Origin of the sequence: Deferribacter desulfuricans SSM1 (assembly GCF_000010985.1) — a bacterium.
In the GTDB taxonomy this organism is placed as follows: domain Bacteria; phylum Chrysiogenota; class Deferribacteres; order Deferribacterales; family Deferribacteraceae; genus Deferribacter; species Deferribacter desulfuricans.
Map to the genome: position 1 here is coordinate 2,135,354 of NC_013939.1, position 23,022 is coordinate 2,158,375.

General features: G+C 32.7%; 20 protein-coding genes. 2 read left to right on the top strand and 18 right to left on the bottom strand.

Annotation, left to right across the window (positions count from 1 at the left end):
- Positions 1–2: 2 nt before the first annotated feature.
- The 7 genes from DEFDS_RS10585 to DEFDS_RS10615 form a co-directional block, all read right to left on the bottom strand.
- Positions 3–827 carry a prephenate dehydrogenase gene (locus DEFDS_RS10585; RefSeq protein ID WP_013008792.1) on the bottom strand — a complete coding sequence of 275 codons (825 nt, stop codon included), beginning with the start codon at positions 825–827 and terminating at the stop codon, positions 3–5.
- Positions 828–840: 13 nt separating this feature from the next.
- On the bottom strand, positions 841–1,860 hold the full coding sequence (gene aroF, locus DEFDS_RS10590; protein ID WP_013008793.1) for a 3-deoxy-7-phosphoheptulonate synthase: 1,020 nt from the start codon (positions 1,858–1,860) through the stop codon (positions 841–843).
- Between the two features lie 2 nt (positions 1,861–1,862).
- Complete coding sequence (gene hisC / locus DEFDS_RS10595; protein WP_013008794.1) at positions 1,863–2,960, bottom strand: histidinol-phosphate transaminase; 1,098 nt, start codon at positions 2,958–2,960, stop codon at positions 1,863–1,865.
- Positions 2,957–4,027, bottom strand: a complete 1,071-nt coding sequence (gene pheA / locus DEFDS_RS10600; protein ID WP_013008795.1) for a prephenate dehydratase — start codon at positions 4,025–4,027, stop codon at positions 2,957–2,959. The genes hisC and pheA overlap by 4 nt, the downstream gene beginning before the upstream one ends.
- Before the next feature lie 478 nt (positions 4,028–4,505).
- Positions 4,506–6,926 (bottom strand): trans-4-hydroxy-L-proline dehydratase, encoded by a 2,421-nt coding sequence (gene hypD / locus DEFDS_RS10605; protein ID WP_013008796.1) that lies wholly within the window; start codon positions 6,924–6,926, stop codon positions 4,506–4,508.
- A gap of 1 nt (position 6,927) precedes the next feature.
- On the bottom strand, positions 6,928–7,824 hold the full coding sequence (locus tag DEFDS_RS10610) for a glycyl-radical enzyme activating protein (protein ID WP_013008797.1): 897 nt from the start codon (positions 7,822–7,824) through the stop codon (positions 6,928–6,930).
- The gene (locus DEFDS_RS10615; protein ID WP_153801495.1) at positions 7,821–8,495 is read right to left on the bottom strand and encodes a GntR family transcriptional regulator; all 675 of its coding nucleotides are present in this window, start codon (positions 8,493–8,495) and stop codon (positions 7,821–7,823) included. Before DEFDS_RS10615 ends, DEFDS_RS10610 begins: the two co-directional genes overlap by 4 nt.
- Positions 8,496–8,724: 229 nt before the next feature.
- Here DEFDS_RS10615 and DEFDS_RS10620 point away from each other — a divergent pair, with 229 nt between their 5' ends.
- Positions 8,725–9,504, top strand: coding sequence for an IclR family transcriptional regulator (locus DEFDS_RS10620; protein WP_013008799.1), 780 nt, complete (start codon positions 8,725–8,727; stop codon positions 9,502–9,504).
- Between the two features lie 154 nt (positions 9,505–9,658).
- On the opposite strand, the gene folE2 is transcribed toward DEFDS_RS10620, so the two are convergent.
- The 11 genes from folE2 to DEFDS_RS10675 all read right to left on the bottom strand — a co-directional run bounded on the left by folE2 (position 9,659) and on the right by DEFDS_RS10675 (position 22,170).
- Positions 9,659–10,444, bottom strand: coding sequence for a GTP cyclohydrolase FolE2 (gene folE2 / locus DEFDS_RS10625; protein WP_013008800.1), 786 nt, complete (start codon positions 10,442–10,444; stop codon positions 9,659–9,661).
- Complete coding sequence (locus DEFDS_RS10630; RefSeq protein WP_013008801.1) at positions 10,441–11,160, bottom strand: tetratricopeptide repeat protein; 720 nt, start codon at positions 11,158–11,160, stop codon at positions 10,441–10,443. Before DEFDS_RS10630 ends, folE2 begins: the two co-directional genes overlap by 4 nt.
- A gap of 75 nt (positions 11,161–11,235) precedes the next feature.
- The gene (locus tag DEFDS_RS10635; RefSeq protein WP_013008802.1) at positions 11,236–12,078 is read right to left on the bottom strand and encodes a hypothetical protein; all 843 of its coding nucleotides are present in this window, start codon (positions 12,076–12,078) and stop codon (positions 11,236–11,238) included.
- A complete protein-coding gene (argH, locus tag DEFDS_RS10640) occupies positions 12,050–13,432 on the bottom strand; it encodes an argininosuccinate lyase (protein WP_013008803.1) in 1,383 nt (460 codons plus the stop codon). The genes DEFDS_RS10635 and argH overlap by 29 nt, the downstream gene beginning before the upstream one ends.
- A 1-nt stretch (position 13,433) precedes the next feature.
- On the bottom strand, positions 13,434–14,750 hold the full coding sequence (locus DEFDS_RS10645) for a sigma-54-dependent transcriptional regulator (RefSeq protein WP_013008804.1): 1,317 nt from the start codon (positions 14,748–14,750) through the stop codon (positions 13,434–13,436).
- Complete coding sequence (locus DEFDS_RS10650) at positions 14,740–15,999, bottom strand: sensor histidine kinase (RefSeq protein ID WP_013008805.1); 1,260 nt, start codon at positions 15,997–15,999, stop codon at positions 14,740–14,742. Before DEFDS_RS10650 ends, DEFDS_RS10645 begins: the two co-directional genes overlap by 11 nt.
- A 5-nt stretch (positions 16,000–16,004) precedes the next feature.
- Positions 16,005–17,108, bottom strand: coding sequence for a molecular chaperone DnaJ (gene dnaJ / locus DEFDS_RS10655; protein ID WP_013008806.1), 1,104 nt, complete (start codon positions 17,106–17,108; stop codon positions 16,005–16,007).
- A 361-nt stretch (positions 17,109–17,469) separates the two neighbouring features.
- A complete protein-coding gene (gene dnaK, locus DEFDS_RS10660; protein ID WP_013008807.1) occupies positions 17,470–19,422 on the bottom strand; it encodes a molecular chaperone DnaK in 1,953 nt (650 codons plus the stop codon).
- Positions 19,415–20,068: a nucleotide exchange factor GrpE gene (grpE, locus tag DEFDS_RS10665; RefSeq protein ID WP_013008808.1), complete on the bottom strand. Its 654-nt coding sequence runs from the start codon at positions 20,066–20,068 to the stop codon at positions 19,415–19,417. Before grpE ends, dnaK begins: the two co-directional genes overlap by 8 nt.
- A complete protein-coding gene (gene hrcA, locus DEFDS_RS10670; protein ID WP_013008809.1) occupies positions 20,061–21,104 on the bottom strand; it encodes a heat-inducible transcriptional repressor HrcA in 1,044 nt (347 codons plus the stop codon). The genes grpE and hrcA overlap by 8 nt, the downstream gene beginning before the upstream one ends.
- 94 nt (positions 21,105–21,198) lie before the next feature.
- Positions 21,199–22,170 carry a lysophospholipid acyltransferase family protein gene (locus DEFDS_RS10675; RefSeq protein WP_013008810.1) on the bottom strand — a complete coding sequence of 324 codons (972 nt, stop codon included), beginning with the start codon at positions 22,168–22,170 and terminating at the stop codon, positions 21,199–21,201.
- Positions 22,171–22,432: 262 nt separating this feature from the next.
- On the opposite strand from DEFDS_RS10675, the gene DEFDS_RS10680 reads away from it, so the two are divergent.
- Positions 22,433–23,002: a hypothetical protein gene (locus DEFDS_RS10680; protein WP_013008811.1), complete on the top strand. Its 570-nt coding sequence runs from the start codon at positions 22,433–22,435 to the stop codon at positions 23,000–23,002.
- Positions 23,003–23,022 lie beyond the last annotated feature (20 nt).

The following is a 23,022-nucleotide window of genomic DNA, read 5'->3' on the forward strand; positions in this document are numbered from 1 at the left end:
AACTACAAACTCCGCCTTAAATTACTAACTTTTTCGATGGAGTTAAATAACTCTTTTCCATCCTTATTTATAATCATTTCTTGCCATGTTCTTAATATATCAATAAACTTATCAATTAGCTCCACCAAATTTGCATTATTATCCACAAAAATATCACTCCACATCTTAGGGTCGCTACCAGCTATTCTGGTAAAATCTCTAAATCCACCACCTGTAAATCTCAATGAAGTTTCATCAACATTAAAAACAAGATCTATCAATGAAAAAGCTATCAAATGGGGAAAATGACTAATTAAACCAAAAAGTTTATCATGCTCATTACTACTAATAAGCTCTACACGCATCCCAATTTTTTTATGAATTTCTTTTAGCTTATCTACATCCGATTTATCAACAAAATCAGTTGTTAAAAAATGATACGCATTTTCAAATAATTTTTCATCACTGTTTTTAAATCCTGATGTCTCTTTACCTGCAATAGGGTGTCCACCAACAAATCTCAAACCAAGAGATTTTGCTTTTTCCACAATACTTTTTTTAGTACTGCAAGCATCTGTTATCAATACATCAACATTAAATCCCTTTAACTCAACCAACAATTCTAAAGTGGTCAATACTGGGGTTGCAAGATATACCAAATCCATATCAAGTGATAAAAAATCTTCTAAGTTATCAGCAACCGCGTCAAAAACACCTGATTCTGCAGCAGAAATAACTACATCAGGATTTAAATCAAACCCATATATTTTAAAACCAACATTATTAAATGCTTTAGCTAAAGAGCCACCGATTAACCCTAAACCGATAATCCCAATTTTTTTTATCAAAACAGATACCTTTTTATTCTTCTAAATGTTTCTCTAAAGTTGCAGCAATAACTCTAACCCTTTTCATCAACACTTCAAAATCTGATGGCAAAATTGATTGATCACCATCACTCAAAGCTTCAGATGGACGAGGATGAACTTCTACCATCAAACCATCAGCTCCTGCAGCTATTGCAGCCTGAGCCATAGGCAAGATACAATCTCTTCTACCTGTACCATGACTTGGATCCACTATGATAGGTAAATGGCTTGAGTTTTTAATAACAGGGACTGCAGCAAGATCCAATGTATTTCTTGTCTCAGTATCAAAAGACCTTATCCCCCTTTCGCAAAGGATGATGTCATAGTTTCCTTCACTTGCTATATATTCTGCTGCCATAAGAAACTCTTTGATAGTGGCACACATTCCTCTTTTCAGCATTACTGGCATTTTCGCCTTACCAACCTCTTTCAACAATCTGAAGTTTGACATATTCCTTGCGCCAATTTGCAAAATATCAGCATATTTTGCCACAAGATCCAAATCTCTTGGATCCATGAGCTCAGTTATTACAAGCATTCCAAAGTGATCTGCAACTTCACGAAGATATTTCAACCCTTCTTCGCCAAGCCCCTGGAAAGAATAAGGACTAGTTCTTGGTTTAAATGCTCCACCTCTTAAAATTCTTGCACCTGCTTTATAAACAGATTCTGCAACTTCAAATAATAATTCTCTGCTTTCTACCGAACAGGGGCCAGCCATTACTGCAATATGTTTGCCACCTATTTTTACACCCTTAATATTTAAAACAGTCGGCTCTTTTTTAAAATCTTTGCTCACAAGTTTGTAAGGTTTTAAAATTGGGACAACCTTCTCAACACCTGGCAAAGAGCTTAACGGTTTATCTCTAAGCGCCCTTTCATCACCTATTGCACCAATAATTGTTCTTTCTACACCTTTTGAAAGGTGAGTTTTAAACCCATATTCTATTAATTTCTTCTCAACAAATTCTATCTCTTTCTCTGTGGCCTCTGGCCTCATTACTATAATCATTTTTAGCCTCCAATAACCTCTTCTAATTTTTTGATAAAAACTTTATTTTCATCAGGCAATCCAATAGACACCCTGATAAATGGTGCCAGTTTTGGCCCAAGAAATCTAACAATCACACCTTTATGCAATAACTCGTTAAAAACTCTATTCCCATCACCAACATCAACAAGTATAAAGTTTGCCTGCGTTTCATAATATTTTAAACCAAGCCTCTGAAACTCTTTATACAGATACAGCTTTCCGTCCCTATTGTTTTTTATAACTTTTCTTAAAAAGTCATGATCATCAAGAGCAGCAATAGCCGCTACTTGAGCAGCCATATTTACATTAAAAGGTTGCCTCACCCTATTTAGCATATCAAGAGCTTTACTATTACCAATAATATATCCTATCCTAAGTCCAGCCAATCCGTATGCTTTAGAAAAGGTTCTCATGGAAAAAAGGTTTGGATATTTTTTCATCAATTTCAAACTATTAGGATAATCTGCCGCATCGACAAATTCATAATAAGCTTCATCAAGTATCACAAGGATATCTTCTCTCACTTTATCAAGAAAAGATACAAGCTGTTCTTCACTAAAATAAGTCCCTGTGGGGTTATTTGGATTGGCTAAAAATACAAGCCTTGTTTTCTCATCGATATTTTCAAGTATTTTATCAAAATTCACAATAAAATCTTTATCAGTTTCAACCCATTTGCAAAAGGAGTTATTTGCCTGTGCAATTATCCCATATACAGAAAAACTTGGGGCAAAAGATACCACATTTTCTCCAGGCTTCACAAAAGTCCTGATAAGAAGCTCAATAATTTCATTTGAGCCAGTACCAAATAGCAACTCATTTTGTGCCACATTCAATTTTTTGCTCAATTTTTCTCTTAAATAATAACAATCTCCAAGCGGATATCTATTTAATTCATCCAAAAAATTCATTAATGCTTCTTTACTTTTTGGTGGAATCCCCAAAGGGTTCTCATTAGAGGCAAGTTTAATTGCCTTTTTAATACCAAGCTCCCTTTCAAGCTCTTTTACAGGTTTTCCTGGCTGATAAGGGATTAAGCTTGCAATATTTTCTCCAGCCAATTTTTCAAAATCTATCATTTTTCCCCCTTTGGATATGAACCTAATATTTTTAGCATATTTACATTTTTTGAAAAATTTTCAAGAGCCTTCTTAACAGGCTCATCATCTATATGTCCATCGATATCCACATAAAAGATATACTCCCAAGCCTTCCTTTTTGAAGGCCTCGATTCAATCTTAGTCATATTGATATTTTCTTCGGCAAATGCTTTCAAAGCGTTGTATAATGAACCAGCTTTGTGAGCTAACGAAAACATAATAGATGTTTTATCATTACCTGTTTTCGCAGGCTCATTAAAACCTATAACAAGAAATCTTGTGTAATTGTTTGTATAATCTTCGATACTCTTTTCCACTATCTTTAGTCCGTATTGAATTTCAGCCATTTCACTGGCTATAGCAGCAACAGAAGCATCCCCCTTTGCAATTTCGGCCGCTTTCGCAGTGGACTCAACCTCTACAATAGTAATATTTCTAGCATTCTTGCTAAGCCATTTTCTACACTGTGCTATGGCATGAGGGTGAGAATATATCTTTCTGATATCTTCAAATTTTCCACTCAAATTCATTAAATGATGAGAAACTTCTAAAAATATTTCACCACAAATCTTTAAGGCGGAATCCATAAACATATCAAGTGTGTGATTGACCACACCTTCCAATGAGTTTTCAATAGGGATTACACCATAGGCACATCTCTTTTTTTCCACATATTCAAACACATCTGAGATATTAGAAAGCGGTATAAGCTTTGCTGCAAGCCCAAAATGTTTTATTCCTGCAAGATGCGTAAAAGTGCCCTCAGGCCCAAGATAAGCAATCTTTTGAACCTCTTCAAGTGATAAAGAAGCAGAAATTATCTCTCTAAAAACATTTTTTATATATTCATCAGGAAAAGGGCCTGTATTTATACTTTTTAACCTCTCATATATAGCCTTTTCTCTTGAAGGAACATACAATGGTTTGTTCTGCTCCTTTTTTATCTTACCAATTTCAATCACAAGCTTAGCTCGCTCATTGAGAAGCTTTAAAATCTGCTCATCAATTTTATCAATCTCTTTTCTTAAATCGTTTAATCTATCCATAGATGTGTTATATAATTCAGAGTTAAAAAATATTCAACCTTTTTAAGTCTCATAATACCATATTTCTAAACAAATCACTATAAATTGTTTGAAATGAGGGTGTTGCTCAATAAGAGTTGCTTAATCACCTCAGATTGCTTGGCTGACGCTCGCAATGACGGCATTTTTGGGTCATTGCGAGGCAACATAAGTTACCGAAGCAATCTCTTCTTTTATTCCCTTTTCATATTTCACTTTTCACTATTCACCATTCACTACTTACGAAATTTAGACTGCTTCGTCACTAACGTTCCTCGCAGTGACAAAAATTGGAAATTGCTTCGCTAATGCTCGCAATGACTGCGTTTTTGGTTATTGCGAGACAACAAAAGTTGCAGAAGCGATCACATGTTTATATTTATTATCAACATATCAATCTATAACGTAACATAAAAAAAGCCCCATTAGGGGCTTTAAAATCATACTGTTTTTTTGGATTTTACATAGATTCGTGCTCTGTTCTTCTGATTATTTCATCCTGCAACTTATCATTTAAATCACAAAAATAGTCGCTATAACCAGCAACCCTTACGATTAAATCCCTATACTGTTCAGGATGTTTTTTAGCCTCTTTTAAAACATCTGCACTAATTACATTAAACTGAATATGATACCCATCCATAGCAAAGTAAGACCTAATTAGCGAACAAACTGCATCAATCCCCTTTTCTGTTTCCAAAAATGATGGAGAAAACTTCATATTAAGCAAAGTTCCACCTGTTTTAACATGATCCATCTTTGCAGCAGATTTTATAACAGCTGTAGGGCCATTTCTGTCACACCCCTGAACAGGTGATATCCCCTCTGAAAGAGGCTCATGCGCAAACCTACCATCTGGAGTTGCACCACACACTTCACCAAAATATACATGACAGGTAGTAGGCAACATATTAATCCTAAATTTTCCTCCAGGTTTTGTCGTAGGTCTGTCATCAATCAAGGAGAAAAATGTTTCAAATATTTGTCTCATTATACTGTCAGCATAATCATCATCATTGCCATATTTTGGTGTCTTGTTCCATAAAAATAGCCTTTCCTTTTCATACCCTTTAAAATTTGCTTTCAACATCATTAACAACTCATCCATGGTAAACCTTTTTGTATCAAAAACATGGTATTTTATAGCTGATAATGAATCAGTAATTGTCCCAATACCTACACCTTGGACATAAAGGGAGTTGTACCTTGCGCCACCTGCATTGTAATCCACCCCTTTTTCGATACAATCATCAATCAGAATTGATAAAAATGGAGCAGGCATATATTTTGCGTAAATCCTCTCAATAATCCTGTTCCCTTTTAGCTTTACATTTACAAAATATTCAAGTTGCTTTTTAAAAGCATTCATTAACTCATCAAAGGTTTTAAACTCTCTTGGATCACCTGTTTCAACCCCTATTTTTTCACCAGTCAAAGGATCAACGCCGTTATTGAGTGTAACCTCAAGAACTTTCACCAAATTAAAATAACCTGTCAATGCGTAATTCTCTTTTCCAAACGCTCCAGCTTCTACACACCCACTTGTCCCACCATTTCTTGCATCAATAATTGATTTCCCTTGCCTTAATAATTCTTGTATTACAGCATCGGTATTAAATATTGAAGGCTGCCCAAAACCTGTTTTAATTATCTGCAAAGCTCTTTTGATAAACCTATCAGGACTCTTTTTACTTACCTGAATACTTGTGCTTGGCTGTAACAATCTCATCTCTTCTATTACATCAAGTATTAGAAAAGTCAGCTCATTTATAGCACTACTGCCATCCTCATTTACTCCACCAAGATTGATTTGAGCAAAATCTGTATATGTGGCACTCTCCTTTGCTGTTACCCCCACTTTTGGAGGAGCTGGCTGATTATTAAACTTTATCCAGAAACATTCTAAAAGCTCCCTTGCTCTTTCTTTAGTCAAACGCCCTTCCTCAATATCTTTTTTATAAAATGGGTAAAGATTTCTATCTAATTTACCAGGATTAAACGCATCCCAAGTATTTAACTCACTAATTACCCCCACATGGACAAACCAATAATATTGCAAAGCTTCATGAAAGGTATCCGGCTTATTTTCTGGCACTTTATCACAAATTCTTGAAAGCTCTAACAGCTCTGCTCTTTTTTCTTCATCTATCTCTTCTTCAGCCATTTTTCTTAGCAACTCGGAATATCTTTTAGCATAAATAATTAGCCCTTCTGCTGCATGCCTCATACCAATTAGCTGTTCTTTTTTATCAAAAGCAAAGGGATCGTTTTCAAAATCAAGATTTGCAATTGATTCATCAATTTTTTTAATAAAATCTTTCATCCCGTATTTATAAATTTTATCGTCTAAAACTGTATGACCAGGGGCTCTTTGCTCCATAAACTCTGTGAAAATCCCTGCTTTGTATGCCTTTAGCCATTCTTCATCCATTTCAGCATAAATCTTATCCCTAATCGTTTTACCTTCCCAAAAAGGGATAATCTCTTTTTCGTATAATTCAAATACTTCTTCACTTACTTTGTATGGCACTTTTTCTCTATCATTTAGCATTTTCAAATCTTCTAAAGAATGGCAGCAAACTTCTGGATAGGTAGGTACAGCTTTTGGAGCTTCACCCCTTTCTCCAACAATCAGCTCATCTTTATCAAAATATAAAGATTTTTTCTCCATCAAATACTTAAAAGCTTTCCCTCTAACAACCGGTATAGACATCTCTTTATTGTTCTTATAAAATTCTGTAATGATTTTTGCTCTTTCACCACTGATGCGTTCTTCTGTTTCAAGGCTCTTTCTCCTAAGTCTCCTTATCCTTTCTGTTGAGCCTCTTTCAAGATATTCTTTCCCTGTTGGAAAATTTAAAACACAGATTTTTGTTGCCATATCATCCTCCTATCAAAACGGAAAAACCATTTTTTTCAAAAAATTCTTTAAAATAATTAATTTTATTTTTATCTATCTCTGGTATATCCCCCACCAAAACATCCATCCCTAACCTTAAATACTTATCAATCATAATATTGTGATAAGGTAGCAAATCCACACCCTTCACTGATTTTAGATCTTTTATAAAATCATAGATCTTATCTATCTCCTCTACATCATCATTTACACCAGGGATTAAAGGGATTCTAACCCTTATATCCGCAGCTATTTCATCAAGCTTTTTTAAATTTTCTAAAATCAAACGATTTGAAACCCCTGTATATTTCTTATGTTTATCATCATCCATCATTTTGATATCATAAAGATATGTATCAATATACTGATTGCATGCCTCAATATTTGCAAAATCGGTATATCCACTGGTATCAACAGATGTATTCAACCTTTTTTCTTTTGATAATTTCAATAGTTCTCTCAAAAATTCTGGCTGTGCAAAAGGCTCTCCACCAGAAAAGGTTACACCACCTTTTGAGCTATCAAAAAAGAGCTCATCTTTGCAGACCGATTCTATAACTTCCTCTGCAGCAATGTAATAACCTATGATTTCAAGGGCATCTGCAGGGCATTCATCTACACAAGTTCCACAAAGCGTGCAATTATCATGAACCTCTAAAGTATCAGCTATTTTTATAGCTTTTTCAGGACAAACAGTTTCACAGGTAACACACCTAATACATCTTGACTGAAAAAAAGACATCTGTGGTGTCATCTTTTGACTCTCAGGATTATGACACCACATACAGCGCAAAGGGCACCCTTTTAAGAAAACTGTAACCCTTATACCATCACCATCATTTACAGCATATCTCTTAATATCAAAAACTACACCCTTCATACTTTACCTTTAAAATAGTATTGAATGATATAATTTTTCTGAACTTCAAAGCTCCAGTGAACATCTCTGATATAATCAGCCGCTAAAAGATACTCCCTCTTTTCGAGCAGCTCTATTAATCTGTCATGCTCAAGCAATGAGTTATACTCCCAGTCAGGCACATACCCCTTTTCCCTTGGAAAATCGTATAATCTTTGCTTGCATACATCCAATGTTCTTAATAGCTGGCTGTTATTACTTAGCCTAAGATATACATTGTGAAATTTTACATTGTTTTCATAATAAAGATCAAAGTTGTCATTATCTAAAGCTTTTCTCATCTCGAGATTAAGTTCTTTCATCTCAGCTATATCATCATCTCTCAACTTACTTGCTACAGACATCAAAGCCGAGCTTTCTAACCCTCCAATCATCTCATAAAGATTTTTAATATCATCAAGTGTAAGCTCATTAACAACAATACCTCTTCTCGGCAATATTTTTACGAACCCATCAATCTCTAATTGCAACAAAGCATCACGCAAAGGGGTTTTACTAACGCCAAGTTGAGCTGATAGCTTATTTATATCTATAAAATCTCCTTTTTTTAGCCTGCCAGCATTAATCTCCTCTTTTAAATAGTCATAAACCTGCTCTCTTAACGACTTAGTATTCAACACATTCAAACTCATATTCATCTCCCACACTTCCTGATATCTGATATATCAGATATCAGTTTAAATGTCAACAAATTTTGCAGTTTTACTTATTGACAGAAAATCTGTTTTATGTTTTAAAATAAACCAAGTTGTAGTATTTTTTATTAACAAAGTTTTATTTCTGTGCTATTGACAAAAAATAAAACTAAGTTATAATTAATTTATAGTGAGTTATAAGGTAAACAGTTTTTTAGTGAGGTGAATGGTGCGTAGAGATAAATCAGAATACGCTGTCCAAGCTGTTAATAACGCTTTGGATATTTTAGAATTACTGGGTAGCAGTGAGCAAGAACTTAGTATTAGTGAAATTGGAGCAAAATTAGGTTTAACACGTAGCAATGTTAACAAATTGTTGGCGACCCTAGAAAGTTTTGGGTATGTAGAATATAACAAAAGAACCGGCAATTTTAGAATGGATGTTAAAACATTTCAAATATCTCAAGCTTATTTAAATAAATTAAATCTTATTGATGCATCAAAACAGATTCTTTCTGAAATAAAAAAAGAAGTAAATGAAACAGTTCATATAAGCGTATTAAGAAAAGGGAATATTGTCTATCTAAACGCAATAGAAACAGATTTAGCTGTTAGAGTTGTCCCAAGAATAGGGAATATAGGCCCAGCTTATGCAACAGCTACAGGGAAAGCTCAGCTGGCATTTATGAAAACTGACAAAGTCAAAGAATATTACTCTGATAAACTAGTAAAAATGACTGACAATACAATTGATAATTTAGAGGAATTATTAAAAGAATTAGAACTTGTGAGACAAAGAGGTTATGCTACAGATTTTGAGGAATTTGAGTTAGGTGTTAGATGCGTTGGAGCTCCTGTTTTTAATTTTATGGGAAAAGTAATTGCAGGAATTAGTATTTCTGCACCTGTTGAAAGAATGAGCGACGAAAGAATAGAGAAAGAAATTATACCAGCTGTTTTAAAAGGTGCTCATAAATTATCCATCAAGTACGGATATAAAAAATAAAAAATATTGCACAATAGTTTAAACTTTTGAAACTAACTTATTTAAATATTGCTCCGACGACTTTTGTTCATCGCAATGACCCACAATTTAGTCATTGCAAACAAAGTGAAGCAATCTCCTACTCCAACGTTTTACTTGAGCAATAGGTAAAAATTTACTTGTTAGTTTTATCTATGCATATAGAAGCAAAAGCAGAATGGTTGTGAATACTTTCGAAGTTTTCACTAGAGACTTCAAACCAAGTAATACGCTCATCTTTCAAAAGTAGCTCTGCTGCATTTCTCACAATATCTTCTACAAAAGCTGGATTTTCATAAGATCTTTCTGTCACAAATTTTTCATCTTCCCTTTTAAGAAGGGAATAAATTGGAGAGCTACCTGACTTCTCTGCAATTTCAATTAAATCCTCAATCCATACCATTTTATTATATCTCACAGCAATTGTGACATAACTCCTCTGATTATGAGCTCCATAATCACTAATCTCTTTTGAACAAGGACAAACACTAACCACAGGAACGGTAACTGTTAAAACAAAGTCCTTTTTGTTATCAGAAACAGTTCCGCTAAATCTACACTCATAATCTATTAATGACGGCAACTTTGATATGGGAGCCTCTTTTTCTAAAAAATATGTAAATTGCATATCAAAATGGGCTTCCTCTGAATCTAACTTAACCCTCATCTCTTCTAAAATCTCTTTAAAAGAGGAAATGCTAATATTGTCACGATATTTATTTAGTATTTCAACAAATCTAGACATATGAGTGCCTTTGAAATTGTGAGGGAGTTTAACAAACATATTGATAGCGGCAATAGTGTGCTGGTTACCCTTACGTTTATCTTTTAAGACAATTGGATATTTAATACCTTTTATACCAACTTTATCGATTGTTAAATTTCTATGATCATACAAACTTTGAATATCTTTTAAATTCATCTTCTTTTAATCTTTTGTCTAGCAAGCATCATATGATAGGATTTCATCCCTTGTGGCATCTTTTCAATATTAAGCTGCATCCACAATGTGCCATAATTTTTCATTTTCATCTTTTTGCCATTTTTCAACGCTTCAAGGTTAGATTCTAATTTATCATCAAGAGGTGCCTTCTTACTACCTTTTACCAATATATCTAAAGCTTTATCTTTTTCACCCATTTCAACTAAGAAATATGCATATAAACTGTACAAAAATCCTTCTTTTGGAGAATTTTTAATCGCTTTATCCAATGTAGATTTAACCTTATCATAATTTTTTTCTTTAAAATACAACGCTGAAAGCATTGCCATACCCATCCAGTTTTTAGAAAACCCTTTTTCGAGATATTCTTTAGCTTCGTCAAATTTTCTCTGCATATAAAGGATAATACCTATTTGAGAATTTATCTGCTCCTTTACAAAAAACTGCCATCTCGAATATTTATAAGCATCTTTTAGTCTATTTATTGCTTTTTCAAAACGGTTATTTTTTAAGTCTTTTTCAACTTCTTTAAATACAGACACCAACTTTTTTAAAATGGATTTTCCAATCAAATAATTTAAAAGAATTAACACCACTATCATTACAAGAATCGACCAGATAATATTGTATGTTGTATAATAAAGCGCTAAAGCAGCAAGCAAAGATGTTGATATGGAAATTAAAATCGTATACATATTTCTCCTCTCCAGTTTAGGTGATTTTTCAAACGTGCAAAATTATATACACTTATTAGATTTTTTCAATTAAAATTACTTGCACGGATTAATCTCTACACCTTTTGAATCTAAAATTCCATTCGTTGTAAAAATAATATAACTACCACATCTGTTTGTTGTGAAAAATTTATTTTTTACTAACTTCACTTCATCTTTTGTTTTATCTAACACTTTAAACATATTTTGGTCAGATTCCCACGTAATAATATATTTATCTTTAGATTTTAAAATTCTTATATTTTTGACTTCAGGTAGCTTTTCAAAAAACCTTTTATCCACATAAACTTTCTTGATATCACCTCTAATATTAGATTTGCTTACTGGCTGAAAATACAGATTAAAGGGCTCGTTTACTTCCACATATATTTCATTATTTTTAACTATTTTATTCAAATTATCAGTTGAAAAGCCGTAAACTATGAACTTTACTTCGTCATTTTTTTCGAAAACGATTTTTACACCACCATCCACTTTTATAATTTGGCTCACATTAACTATCGGTTTTTTCACAAAAAGTTTTGTCACATACAAAGGATCAGAAAATATCCTATAGTCAGGATGTTTATATATCAATTTATAAGAAACCTTATCCCCATATTTAACTTCTTTATCTACATACTCTTTACCAGGTAACACTGTTGTCAAAAATTGATAGTTTATGCATTTTGAATCTTTACTTTTATATACATAAAGTAAATTATCTTTTGAACTATTTTTAATAACAATAACATCTTTAGCTAAAACCACCTGATTTTCCGATGGCATTTTTATTTTAAACATACTCTTAGGTACAGGATCAGTTTTTTTCCCACAACCAAAAAAAATTAAAGTACAAATAATAAATAAACTATAAATTCTTAATATATTTTTTTGCATTTTCTATCTGCACCTTTACAGATTCTAAACCGGTTCCACCGTAACTATTTTTATTTTTAGCAGCATTCACAACATTAATATATTTATATACATCATTTTCAATCTTATCACAAAATTGTTTTAATTCATCAAGACTCAGCTCATCCAACTGTTTATTCTTTTCTATCGCATATTTAACTGTTTTCCCAACTATAAAATGAGCATCCCTAAAAGGGATCCCTTTTCTTACAAGATAATCTGCAAGCTCTGTGGCTGTAGAATACCCCTTTGATGCAGATTTTAACATATTTTCTTTTTTAGCTTTCACTTTTTCTAACATAGGAGCCATAATCTTTAGACTACCCATTAAATCATCTAATGCTCTAAAAACAGGTTGTTTATCCTCTTGCATATCTTTGTTATATGCCAAAGGTAAAGCTTTCATCGTTGTAAAAAGTGAAATCATACTTCCATAAATGTTCCCAGTTTTACCTCTAATCAATTCTGCCACATCTGGATTTTTCTTTTGAGGCATAATACTGCTGCCAGTGCAATAATCATCAGAAAGTTCGATAAAATCAAATTCACTTGTTGCATAAATAATAATCTCTTCACTCAACCTACTCAGGTGCATCTGACAAATTGAAGCTGCTGATAAAATTTCCAGAGCAAAATCTCTATCACTAACAGAGTCTAAACTATTTTCGGTGGGTTTACTAAAGCCTAATAGCTCTGTAGTAAAAAACCTATCAATCGGAAAAGTTGTCCCAGCTAAAGCACATGCACCAAGGGGGTTCTCATCAAGTCTTTTGTATGCATCTGAAAAACGTTCATAGTCCCTTTTAAACATCTGGAAGTAAGCCATCAAATAGTGACTATACAAAATGGGTTGCGCAGTTTGAAGATGAGTAAAGCCTGGCATTATAACATCTAAATTTTCTTCAGCCTTTTTTACTATAACTTCCATCAAATCTTTCAAATACATTTTAACTTCATTGACCATATCTTTTAAAAACATCTTAAAATCAACGGCCACTTGGTCATTTCTGCTTCTTGCAGTATGTAATTTACCGCCAACATCACCCACTATCTCTTTTAACCTACTTTCAATTGCCATATGAATATCTTCTTGCTCTGTTTTAAATTCAAATTTACCTTCTTCAATCTCTTCTAATATTTGCAATAAACCTTCTTTTATTGTTTCTGCTTCATCAGGATGAATTATCCCTTGCTTTGAAAGCATTTCCACATGCGCCAAACTTCCTTTTATATCATATTTATAAAGCCTTTTATCAAAGTGAATTGAAGCATTGAATTCATCAACAAATTTATCAGTTGGCAACTCAAATCTTCCACCCCAAAGTTTTTTACTCACTTTACACCTCTATGTTGTATTCTTTTAATTTATTATGAAGAGTTTTTCTTGATATACCAAGAAGCTCCGCTGCTTTTGTTTTATTACCACCAGTTTCTTTTAATGCATTTTTAATAGCTTCAATTTCATGTTCTTTAATGTTTTTTACTCCACTATCAAAACCATTAGAATATTTTAAAGGAGGCAATAAATCAGATGTTAATCTTTCACTTCTTGCCAAAATTATACTACGCTCCACAATATTTTCAAGCTCTCTTATATTACCAGGAAAATCATATCTCATTAATTTTTCTAAAAAACCATCCTCATACCCTTTTATTATCTTTTGGAATTTTTGACTATATTTTTTAATAAAAAAATCTAACAGCAAAGGGATCTCATTTTTTCTCTCCCTCAAAGGGGGTAATTTTACAGGGAAAACATTTAATCTATAATAAAGATCCTCTCTAAATTTCCCTTCTTGAACCATTTTTTCAAGATCTCTATTTGTAGCAGCTATTATTCTCACATCTGTTTTAATTGTTTTAGTGCCTCCAACCCTTTCAAAAGTTCCTTCCTGCAAAACTCTCAATAATTTTGCTTGAGTTGAAATAGGGAGCTCACCCACTTCATCAAGAAAAAGTGTACCACCATTGGCCAGTTCAAATTTCCCTAATTTTCTACTTTCAGCTCCAGTAAAAGCACCTTTTTCATGCCCAAACAATTCGCTTTCAATTAAATTTTCATTTAACGCTGCACAATTTACTGCCAAAAAAGGCTCATTTTTTCTTGGGGAGTTTAAATGAATTGATCTTGCCACCAACTCTTTACCAGTTCCAGACTCACCCATAATTAAAACCGTAGCATCTGTAGGCGCTACAAGTTTTAAAACATCAATAATTTTACCTAACCCTTCTTTCGAATAAACACCCTCATAAACATAATCTTCAACTAATTCCATTTCATTTTTATCTTCAGACTCTAACAAGTTTTCTATTTGATTTTTCAATATTTCAATATCAACAGGTTTTGTAATATAATCCAGTGCACCTAATTTCATAGATTCTACAGCTGTCCTAACATTGTTAAATGCTGAAATAACAATTACTGGTATATTGAGATTTTTCTTCCTCAAATGAGATAGGAACGTAAGACCATCCATTACATCCATTTTTACATCAAGTAAAATAAGATCGACATGTTCATCATCTAAAATATTCAAAGCTTCAAGCCCATTTTGAGCCTCTAATATATCATAGTTCTCCTTTAGATGGAGACCTACCATAAACCTGTGATTTTCTTCATCATCAACAATTAATATTCTCTTTTTATCCGCCATTTTCAAAATCCAACACAATAATAAATGGATCTGTATTTTCTAAATACACTCTAAATCCATGCAATTCCACTATTTTTTTCACGATAGAAAGCCCCAAACCACTACCAACAGTTTTAGTAGTATAAAAAGGGTCAAAAATTTTATCAGTTTTAACAGTTTCATAAACATTGTTTATGATTTTTACTTTTCTTCTTTCAAAAGCTATTTTAATTGTATCACCAGTTTTAGAAGCATCAATAGCATTTAAAATAAGATTCATAAAAACCTGAATCATTCTATTTCTATCTACCTGGGCAATCAATTTTTCTGCTTTTATATCTATATTAAGTTGCTTGCTTTCAATGTCGTATTTTAACATTTCGATTACTTCACTTATTATCTCACTAATATCCTCATTATCCAACTGAAGCTGAATCTCTCTCCCATATGTTAAAAAATCGTTTACCATATCATTCAATCGCTTTAACTCATTTCTCACACGTAACAATATATCCTGCTTTTGTTCATTGTTTTCAGTATCTAATAAATACTGGAGCAAACCAGTAATAGAACTCAAAGGGTTCTTTATTTCATGGGCTAATAAATTGGCAAATTTACCCATTTCAGCATTTTTTTCCATCTTGTTAATTTTAGAAGATAATTCGGCGTAAAGCTTAAAATAGCGATAAGAATACCCCAATATTAATATCATAAAAATGTATAAAATAATCATCTGAATCAAATCTGAAATCATTTTTTTCTTAAAATAATTATATGATGATTTACTCAAAAAAAGAGCCATATAAAAAGTATGCTCAACTGGAGTTGGGTGGAAACCTCTCATCATTCTCATCATCCCCATCATCCCAGCTCCAAAATTTCTCTCCATACGATGATAAATAATAAAATTTTTATTATCTTCTTTAATTTCTGTTTCATCTGGAAAATATCTTTCTAGTTTTCTATCACCTTCTTTACCGACAAATAATATTTTACCTTTTTCATCATATATAATGAGATTATCAATCGATTTATTGGATGAAAACTGTTTAATGAATTCTTCATATTTTTTTCTACCAAATTCGTTATTAATAAATAAAAACCTATTACTAATTTCAAAGGAGCTAACAATAAATTTACCCAACTCTAAGACATTTGATTTAATAGATTTTAATGTGCTTAAAGAGGAATATATATGCAAACTGAAAATAAGCACACTTAACAAGACACCTGCAATAATCAGTATTTTAAATTTTTTTAAATAATCCATATCCTTTATAATTTAAAAAAACTTTTAAATTTATCCCACAGTTTTTTATCTTCTTTCATAAAATTATTCTTAGAAACCTTTTTAAATTCTGTTAACAATTTTTTTTCTTCTTTTGTAAGTTTTTTAGGTAAAACAACTCTTAAATTTACATACATGTTACCGACACCATAACCTTTAATTTCAGGGATACCATACCCTTTTAAAACTATAGTATCTCCAGGCTGAGTCCCAGGTTTAATATCCACGGTTTCATCCCCTTTTAAAGTTGGTATAGTGATCTTTGTCCCAAGGATAGCATCTGTAAAAGGGATTGGTATATCTATATAGATATCGTTCCCTTTTCTTTTAAAATATTTATGTGGTTTAACATTAATATTTACAAATAGATCACCATTTGGTCCACCATATCTTCCTGAGTTCCCTTCGCCAGAAACCCTTAGAGTCATACCATTATCCACACCGGGTGGAATTTTTACATTAATACTTTTTTTAGTATATTTTATGCCTCTTCCATGGCACTCTTTACATACCTCTTTTATTACCTGACCGGTACCATTACATCTATGACAAGTCGTTGAAACAGTAAAAAAACCTTGTCTCTGAACAAACTGCCCTCTTCCATGGCAAGTAGGGCATGTAACCTTACCACCAGGCTCAGCACCAGAGCCATCACATCTTTTACACACTTCCTCTTTATTAATCTCTATTGTTTTAGAAACACCAAATACAGCCTCTTCAAACTCTATCTCAATATCTACTTCTAGATCACTACCACGTGTTGGTCTTTCCCTTCTTCTCCCACTACGACTAAAACCAAAAAAACCTTCAAAAATGTCATCAAAAAAATCATCAAACACTGTAGAAGAAAAATCTTCGCCTGAAGAAGTCTCATCAAAAACTCTCCCAAATTGGTCATATTGCGCCCTCTTTTGAGGGTCAATAAGGACCTGATAAGCTTCTGTAATCTCTCTAAACTTTTCTTCTGCTTCTTTATCTCCAGGATTTCTATCAGGATGGTATTTTAACGCAAGTTTTCTATACGCCTTTTTTATCTCTATTTCTGTAGCATTTCTATTAACACCTAATAATTCGTAATAATCTTTTGCCAACCCTCAACCTCCTGTTTATACAATTAGCTATTACCATTACTTTAACATTATGAAAATTACCATAATTCTGAGATTGCTTCGGAGCAAAGCTCCTCGCAACGACCAATTGTTCAGTGTCATTGCAAATGAAGTTAAGCAATCTCATAATTCATTGCCTTATAGAGATTGCTCTAGCAACTTTCATTGCTTCGCAGTGAAAGAAAAATTAGTCATTTGCGAGCAACAGCAAAGCAATCTCAAAATATTACTTTTTCATTTCACTTCATCTTTAATACTCAATAACATATATTTAGTAAAGCTATTTATAAAAAAAGGGGTGCTTTTACACACCCCTTTTAGTATCTCAAATTTTTACAACCTATTATTTATTATTGTCATCCTTTACTTCTTCATAATCAGCATCTACAACATCCTCTTGTTTTGAACTATCAGAACTTGCTCCTGATTGATCAGATTGAGCACCTGCATCAGTCTGAGCACCTTCAGCTCCACCTGCTCCACCTGCAGTCGCCTTATAAATAGCTTCTGCAAGCTTATGAGATACAGATGTTAACTTTTCAATAGCAGCTTTGATAGCTTCTGCATCTTCTCCACTTTGAACTTTTTTCAATTCATCAAGAGCTTTTTCAATCTCCTCTTTTGTCGCAGCATCAACTTTATCTCCATGCTCTTTCAATGATTTTTCAGTAGAATATATCAAAGTATCAGCTTGGTTTCTCAACTCAACAAGCTCTCTCTTCTTCTTATCTTCTTCAGCATGCATTTCAGCTTCTTTAACCATTCTTTCAATTTCTTCTTCAGTCAAACCGCTACTAGGTGTAATCCTTATAGACTGCTCCTTACCTGTACCTAAATCTTTTGCTGATACGCTCAAAATACCGTTTGCATCTATATCAAAAGTAACCTCAATCTGAGGCACACCCCTTGGGGCTGGTGGAATACCAACAAGCTCAAATCTACCAATAGATTTATTATCTTTTGCAAGCTCACGCTCACCCTGTAGAACATGTATTGTAACAGATGTTTGATTATCAGCTGCTGTAGTAAAGATCTGACTTTTCTTAGTTGGTATTGTAGTGTTCCTAGGGATAATCTTAGTCATTACGCCACCAAGTGTTTCAATACCAAGTGAAAGTGGTGTCACATCAAGTAATAACACATCCTTAATATCACCTTTCAATACTGCGCCCTGAATAGCTGCACCGATAGCAACAACCTCATCAGGGTTAATACCTTTGTGAGGTTCTTTACCAAAGAACTCTTTTACCTTTTGCTGAACAAGTGGCATCCTTGTCATACCACCAACGAGTATAACCTCATCGATGTCTGATGTTGTCAAACCAGCATCCTCAAGAGCTTTCTTACATGGCTCCAATGTTCTCTCAACCAAATCCATTACAAGAGATTCTAATTTAGCTCTACTAAGCTTCTTAATTAAATGTTTTGGCCCTGAAGCATCAGCTGTTATAAATGGTAAATTAATCTCAGTCTCTAATGCTGTAGAAAGTTCATGTTTAGCTTTTTCAGCAGCTTCTTTTAATCTCTGTAAAGCCATTTTATCTTGAGATAAATCGATCCCTGTTTCTTTCTTAAACTCCTCTATCAACCATTCAACAATCCTGTTATCAAAATCATCACCACCAAGGAAAGTATCACCGTTTGTAGACTTAACTTCGAATACCCCATCACCTATTTCAAGAATAGATATATCAAATGTACCACCACCTAAGTCATAAACAGCTATCTTTTCATCTTTTTTCTTATCGAGACCATAAGCAAGTGCTGCAGCTGTTGGCTCATTAATAATCCTTAAAACGTTCAATCCTGCAATCTTACCAGCATCCTTAGTAGCCTGACGCTGTGCGTCATTAAAATATGCAGGCACAGTAATTACAGCATCTGTAACTGGTTCACCCAAATAATCTTCTGCAGTTTTTTTAAGTTTTTGTAAAACCATAGCAGATATTTCTGGTGGAGAATATTTTTTACCTCTTACTTCTACCCATGCATCATTATTATTTGATGGAACAATCTTATATGGCAGTATCCTTTTCGCTTTTTCCACTTGTGGGTCATCTATTTTACGACCAATCAACCTTTTAACTGAAAAGATTGTATTTTCTGGGTTAGTTACTGCCTGTCTTTTAGCAAGTAAACCCACAAGTCTTTCACCACTATCAGTGAAAGCAACTACTGATGGAGTAGTCGTCATACCCTCTGCGTTTACAATAACCTTAGGTTGACCACCCTCCATAACTGCAACAACAGAGTTAGTTGTACCAAGGTCAATCCCTATTACTTTTCCTTTACTCATTTTCTTCCTCCTTTATATTATCTTTTTTTTCTTCTTTTTTATTTACTGAAACTTTTGAGGGTCTTATGACCCTATCATGTAAAATGTAACCCTTTTGTAATACCTGTGTTACTTTATTGTTTTCATATTCTTCTTTATTATCTAACATTAAAGCTTCATGATAATTTGGGTCAAAATCATCACCAATATTTAGCTCAATCTCTTTTAAACCAAATTTTGCAAGAGTGTCTTTCATCTGTTTTAGAGTTAATTCCACACCTTCTTTGATTGACTCCACAGGGGAGTCTGGCTTAACATGGATTAATGCCATCTCTAAATGATCTATTACAGGTAATAAATTCTCTAATAATACCTGATTAGCATATTTTAACTTCTCTTCAGTCTCTTTCATTAATCTCTTTCTAAAATTGTCAAGTTCAGCAGACAGTCTTAGTATCTTATCATCTTTTTCCTGTAATTCCTTTTTTAACTTTTCAAGCTCAGTCTCTAACTCATTAACTCTCTTATCATGTTCAGTTTTAATTTCCTGTTCTTTTTGGTTATTACTGTCTTGTTTTTTATCATCTTTTGTCATTTCATCTTTTTCTTTTTCAGAATTTTTTACTTCTTCATTATCTTTGTTAATTTTTATTTTTTTCTTACTCATCCTTTCCTCCTAATCTTTCAATTACTTCGCTAATCAAATTAGCTGTATAATCCACTATTGGTACAACTTTTGGATACTTCATCCTTTTTGGTCCAATTATTCCCAGTGTACCCAGTACCTTGCCAGATTTTTTATAAGGTTTAACCACCAACCCCACATCACTGTTTTGCTCACCAATCTCTGAGCCAATAAATATTTGTACACTGTCTGACTCAACACACTTATCGACTATTTTATAAATGAGCGTTTTCTCTTCAAAAGTTTTTAAAAACTCTTTTAATTTATTAACATCGGAAAACTCAGGTAAATCTAATATATTACTCGTACCATCGTAATAAAAACCATCATCAATACTTTCTATTTCAAAGATTTTTGGTAAATAATTCTTAAAAGAGTTTATAAAATTATCAAAAGCTTGTTTCTCTCTCTCTAACTCTTTAAAAATTCTCTCCCTTACCTCTAAAAGAGATGCACCCTCAAAATGCTCATTTATATAGTTGCTAATTCTTTGTAACACGTTATCAGGGATATCAACATCTAAATGAAGAATCACATTTTGCACAATTCCAGTTTTTGTAACAAGTATTGCCAATACATCATATTTATTTAGTTTTAAAAACTCTAAATGTTTTAAAAATAATGCTCCAGTATTTGGAGAAACAACAAAACCAACAGAATGTGTCAATTTACTAAGTTGTTTTGTAACCTCTTTAAACAGCAGTTTAATATTTTTTGCTTCTATATTCCCGGTCATTTTAATAATATCTTCTTTAATATTATTTGAGGAAATAGTTACAAATCTATCAATATAATATCTATAACCGAGATCTGTTGGCACACGACCAGCAGAAGTATGAGGCTGGTATATATAACCCTTTTCTTCCAAATCACTCATTATATTTCTAATGGACGCAGGACTAAGTTTCAATGGACCAACACGTGATACCAGCCTTGAACCAACTGGCTCACTACTATCAATATATTCATCAACTATAATTTTTAAAACTATTTCTTCTCTTTCGTCCAGCCTATCCATTTTCAGCCTCGCTTGTTAGCACTCTCAACTTTTGAGTGCTAATATTAATATAAAGTTGAGCCAATTTATGTCAAGTTATTTTTTTAAAAATTTGTTATTTTAAAATGAACTTACTTAGATCCCTGCCAACAGTTTCACCAGATGGCTTATACTCCTCATCAAGCAAATCTGCAAGCTTTTTCATTACAAAATCTATACCCTCTTTGAATAATTTATAATATTTGTTAGCACTTTCTGTAAAAGGGATAAATTCTTCTAAATTTTGAAACATCTCCATCTTATGAAGATAAATAGGTTCACCTATCCTATAGACTACAGTTTTATTCTTCTCTACTATTGGGATATTTTTTGTATGAGCTTTATCGCTACCATTGCAACCAACAGGAACTATTGGACTCTTCAGTGCCACAGAAAATTGTGCAGCACCAACTTTACCCTCAAGCAACCTTTTAGACCTTGTCCCTTCAGGAAAAATTAAGAGATTTAAATGTTTATTATGCACAGCATCGTAACATAGTTCAAAAGCTCGTTTCATCAACTTTTCAAAGTAACTGTTAACCCTCTCCCGATAATCTTCATATTTATTTATAAAATTTTTCAAGTTTTCATTCTCTGCTAAAACATCGTCAGATATTTTACCATCAACATAATCTTTTAATATTGGATAGTATTTAGCAATTAATTTTTTATCATTTTTAAACTCTTCTCTTAAATCTTTAACAATCAAGTACCCTTTAGATGGCATGGGGAGACAACCACCCCAGTTAAAAATCATAGTAAGAAACTTACTTTCATAATACTTAAGCTTCACCCAGGGAGCAGTATAGGGGTATTTAATCTTATTTCGCAATAAATAGAGCTGATACTGAAACGGAAAATAATTAAACCTATCAGTATGGTTCATCACATAAACAACAGGCTCATCAGGTATGTTTTCTAACCCTTCCAAAACTATATTTAATTTCCTAAGCTTATAAATAGGTTTTAAAAACAGCTCCCCAATTAATTTATGCGCCTTTGGATTGGGTTGCAAATTAACCCTATCCATCAAACTTAAATAATCCATAAATACCCCTACAATATTTTTTATATCTACGGATGTTGCACGATGGTAATTCCCAGATTGCTTCGCTAACGCTCGTAATGGCCGTAATTTCAGTCATTGCGAGGCGAAGCAAGTTGCTGAAGCAATCTCAAAATAGTAGTTTCAAAAAATTATACAATTGTGCAACATCCTAATATATTTATATCATTTTTTTAAATAATTGTATTGAAAATTTTATTTTATGATCGATAAATTATATATAGATAATTTGGGGAGGATGTAAATGACAAAAAGTAGCAACTTAGATGAACTTTTTTATGAACTCATTGAATCAGCAGAAAAAAGTCTATCCAAGACATTATCAGAATATTCAAAAATATATATTTTAAATCTTTTAAAAAAGCTCACATATAATAACGAGCTTTTAAATAATGAAATAATTAGAGAAAAAGCTATTGCAGAAATATTCATGGAAGCTTTTCATCAGAATATTTTTGAAAAAGTCAGATTATTAAAGCTTGCCGGTGATTTTTCATTAATATTATCTGGGCTCTACCCTGATTCAATAAAAAACAAACTTGTATCAATCGATTATTACATAAAAATGGGGAAAAGCTCATATAAAGAACTTGCAAACACTTATGGTCAATATCGCTCAAAATTAGAACTGATGCAGCTTTATTTAGAGCTCAAAAGAGAATTCTATAAGTTAGTGGAAATTTTAACCGAAATAGCAGATAATATAAATTTTATAAACAAAGATGATTTACTATACATCAAACAAAACTGGGAAAAAACAAACATCAAAAAATACAAAGAAATCCTCGATAAAAATAAAATCATCCCTATATAAAATAAATTCTTCGATGTTGC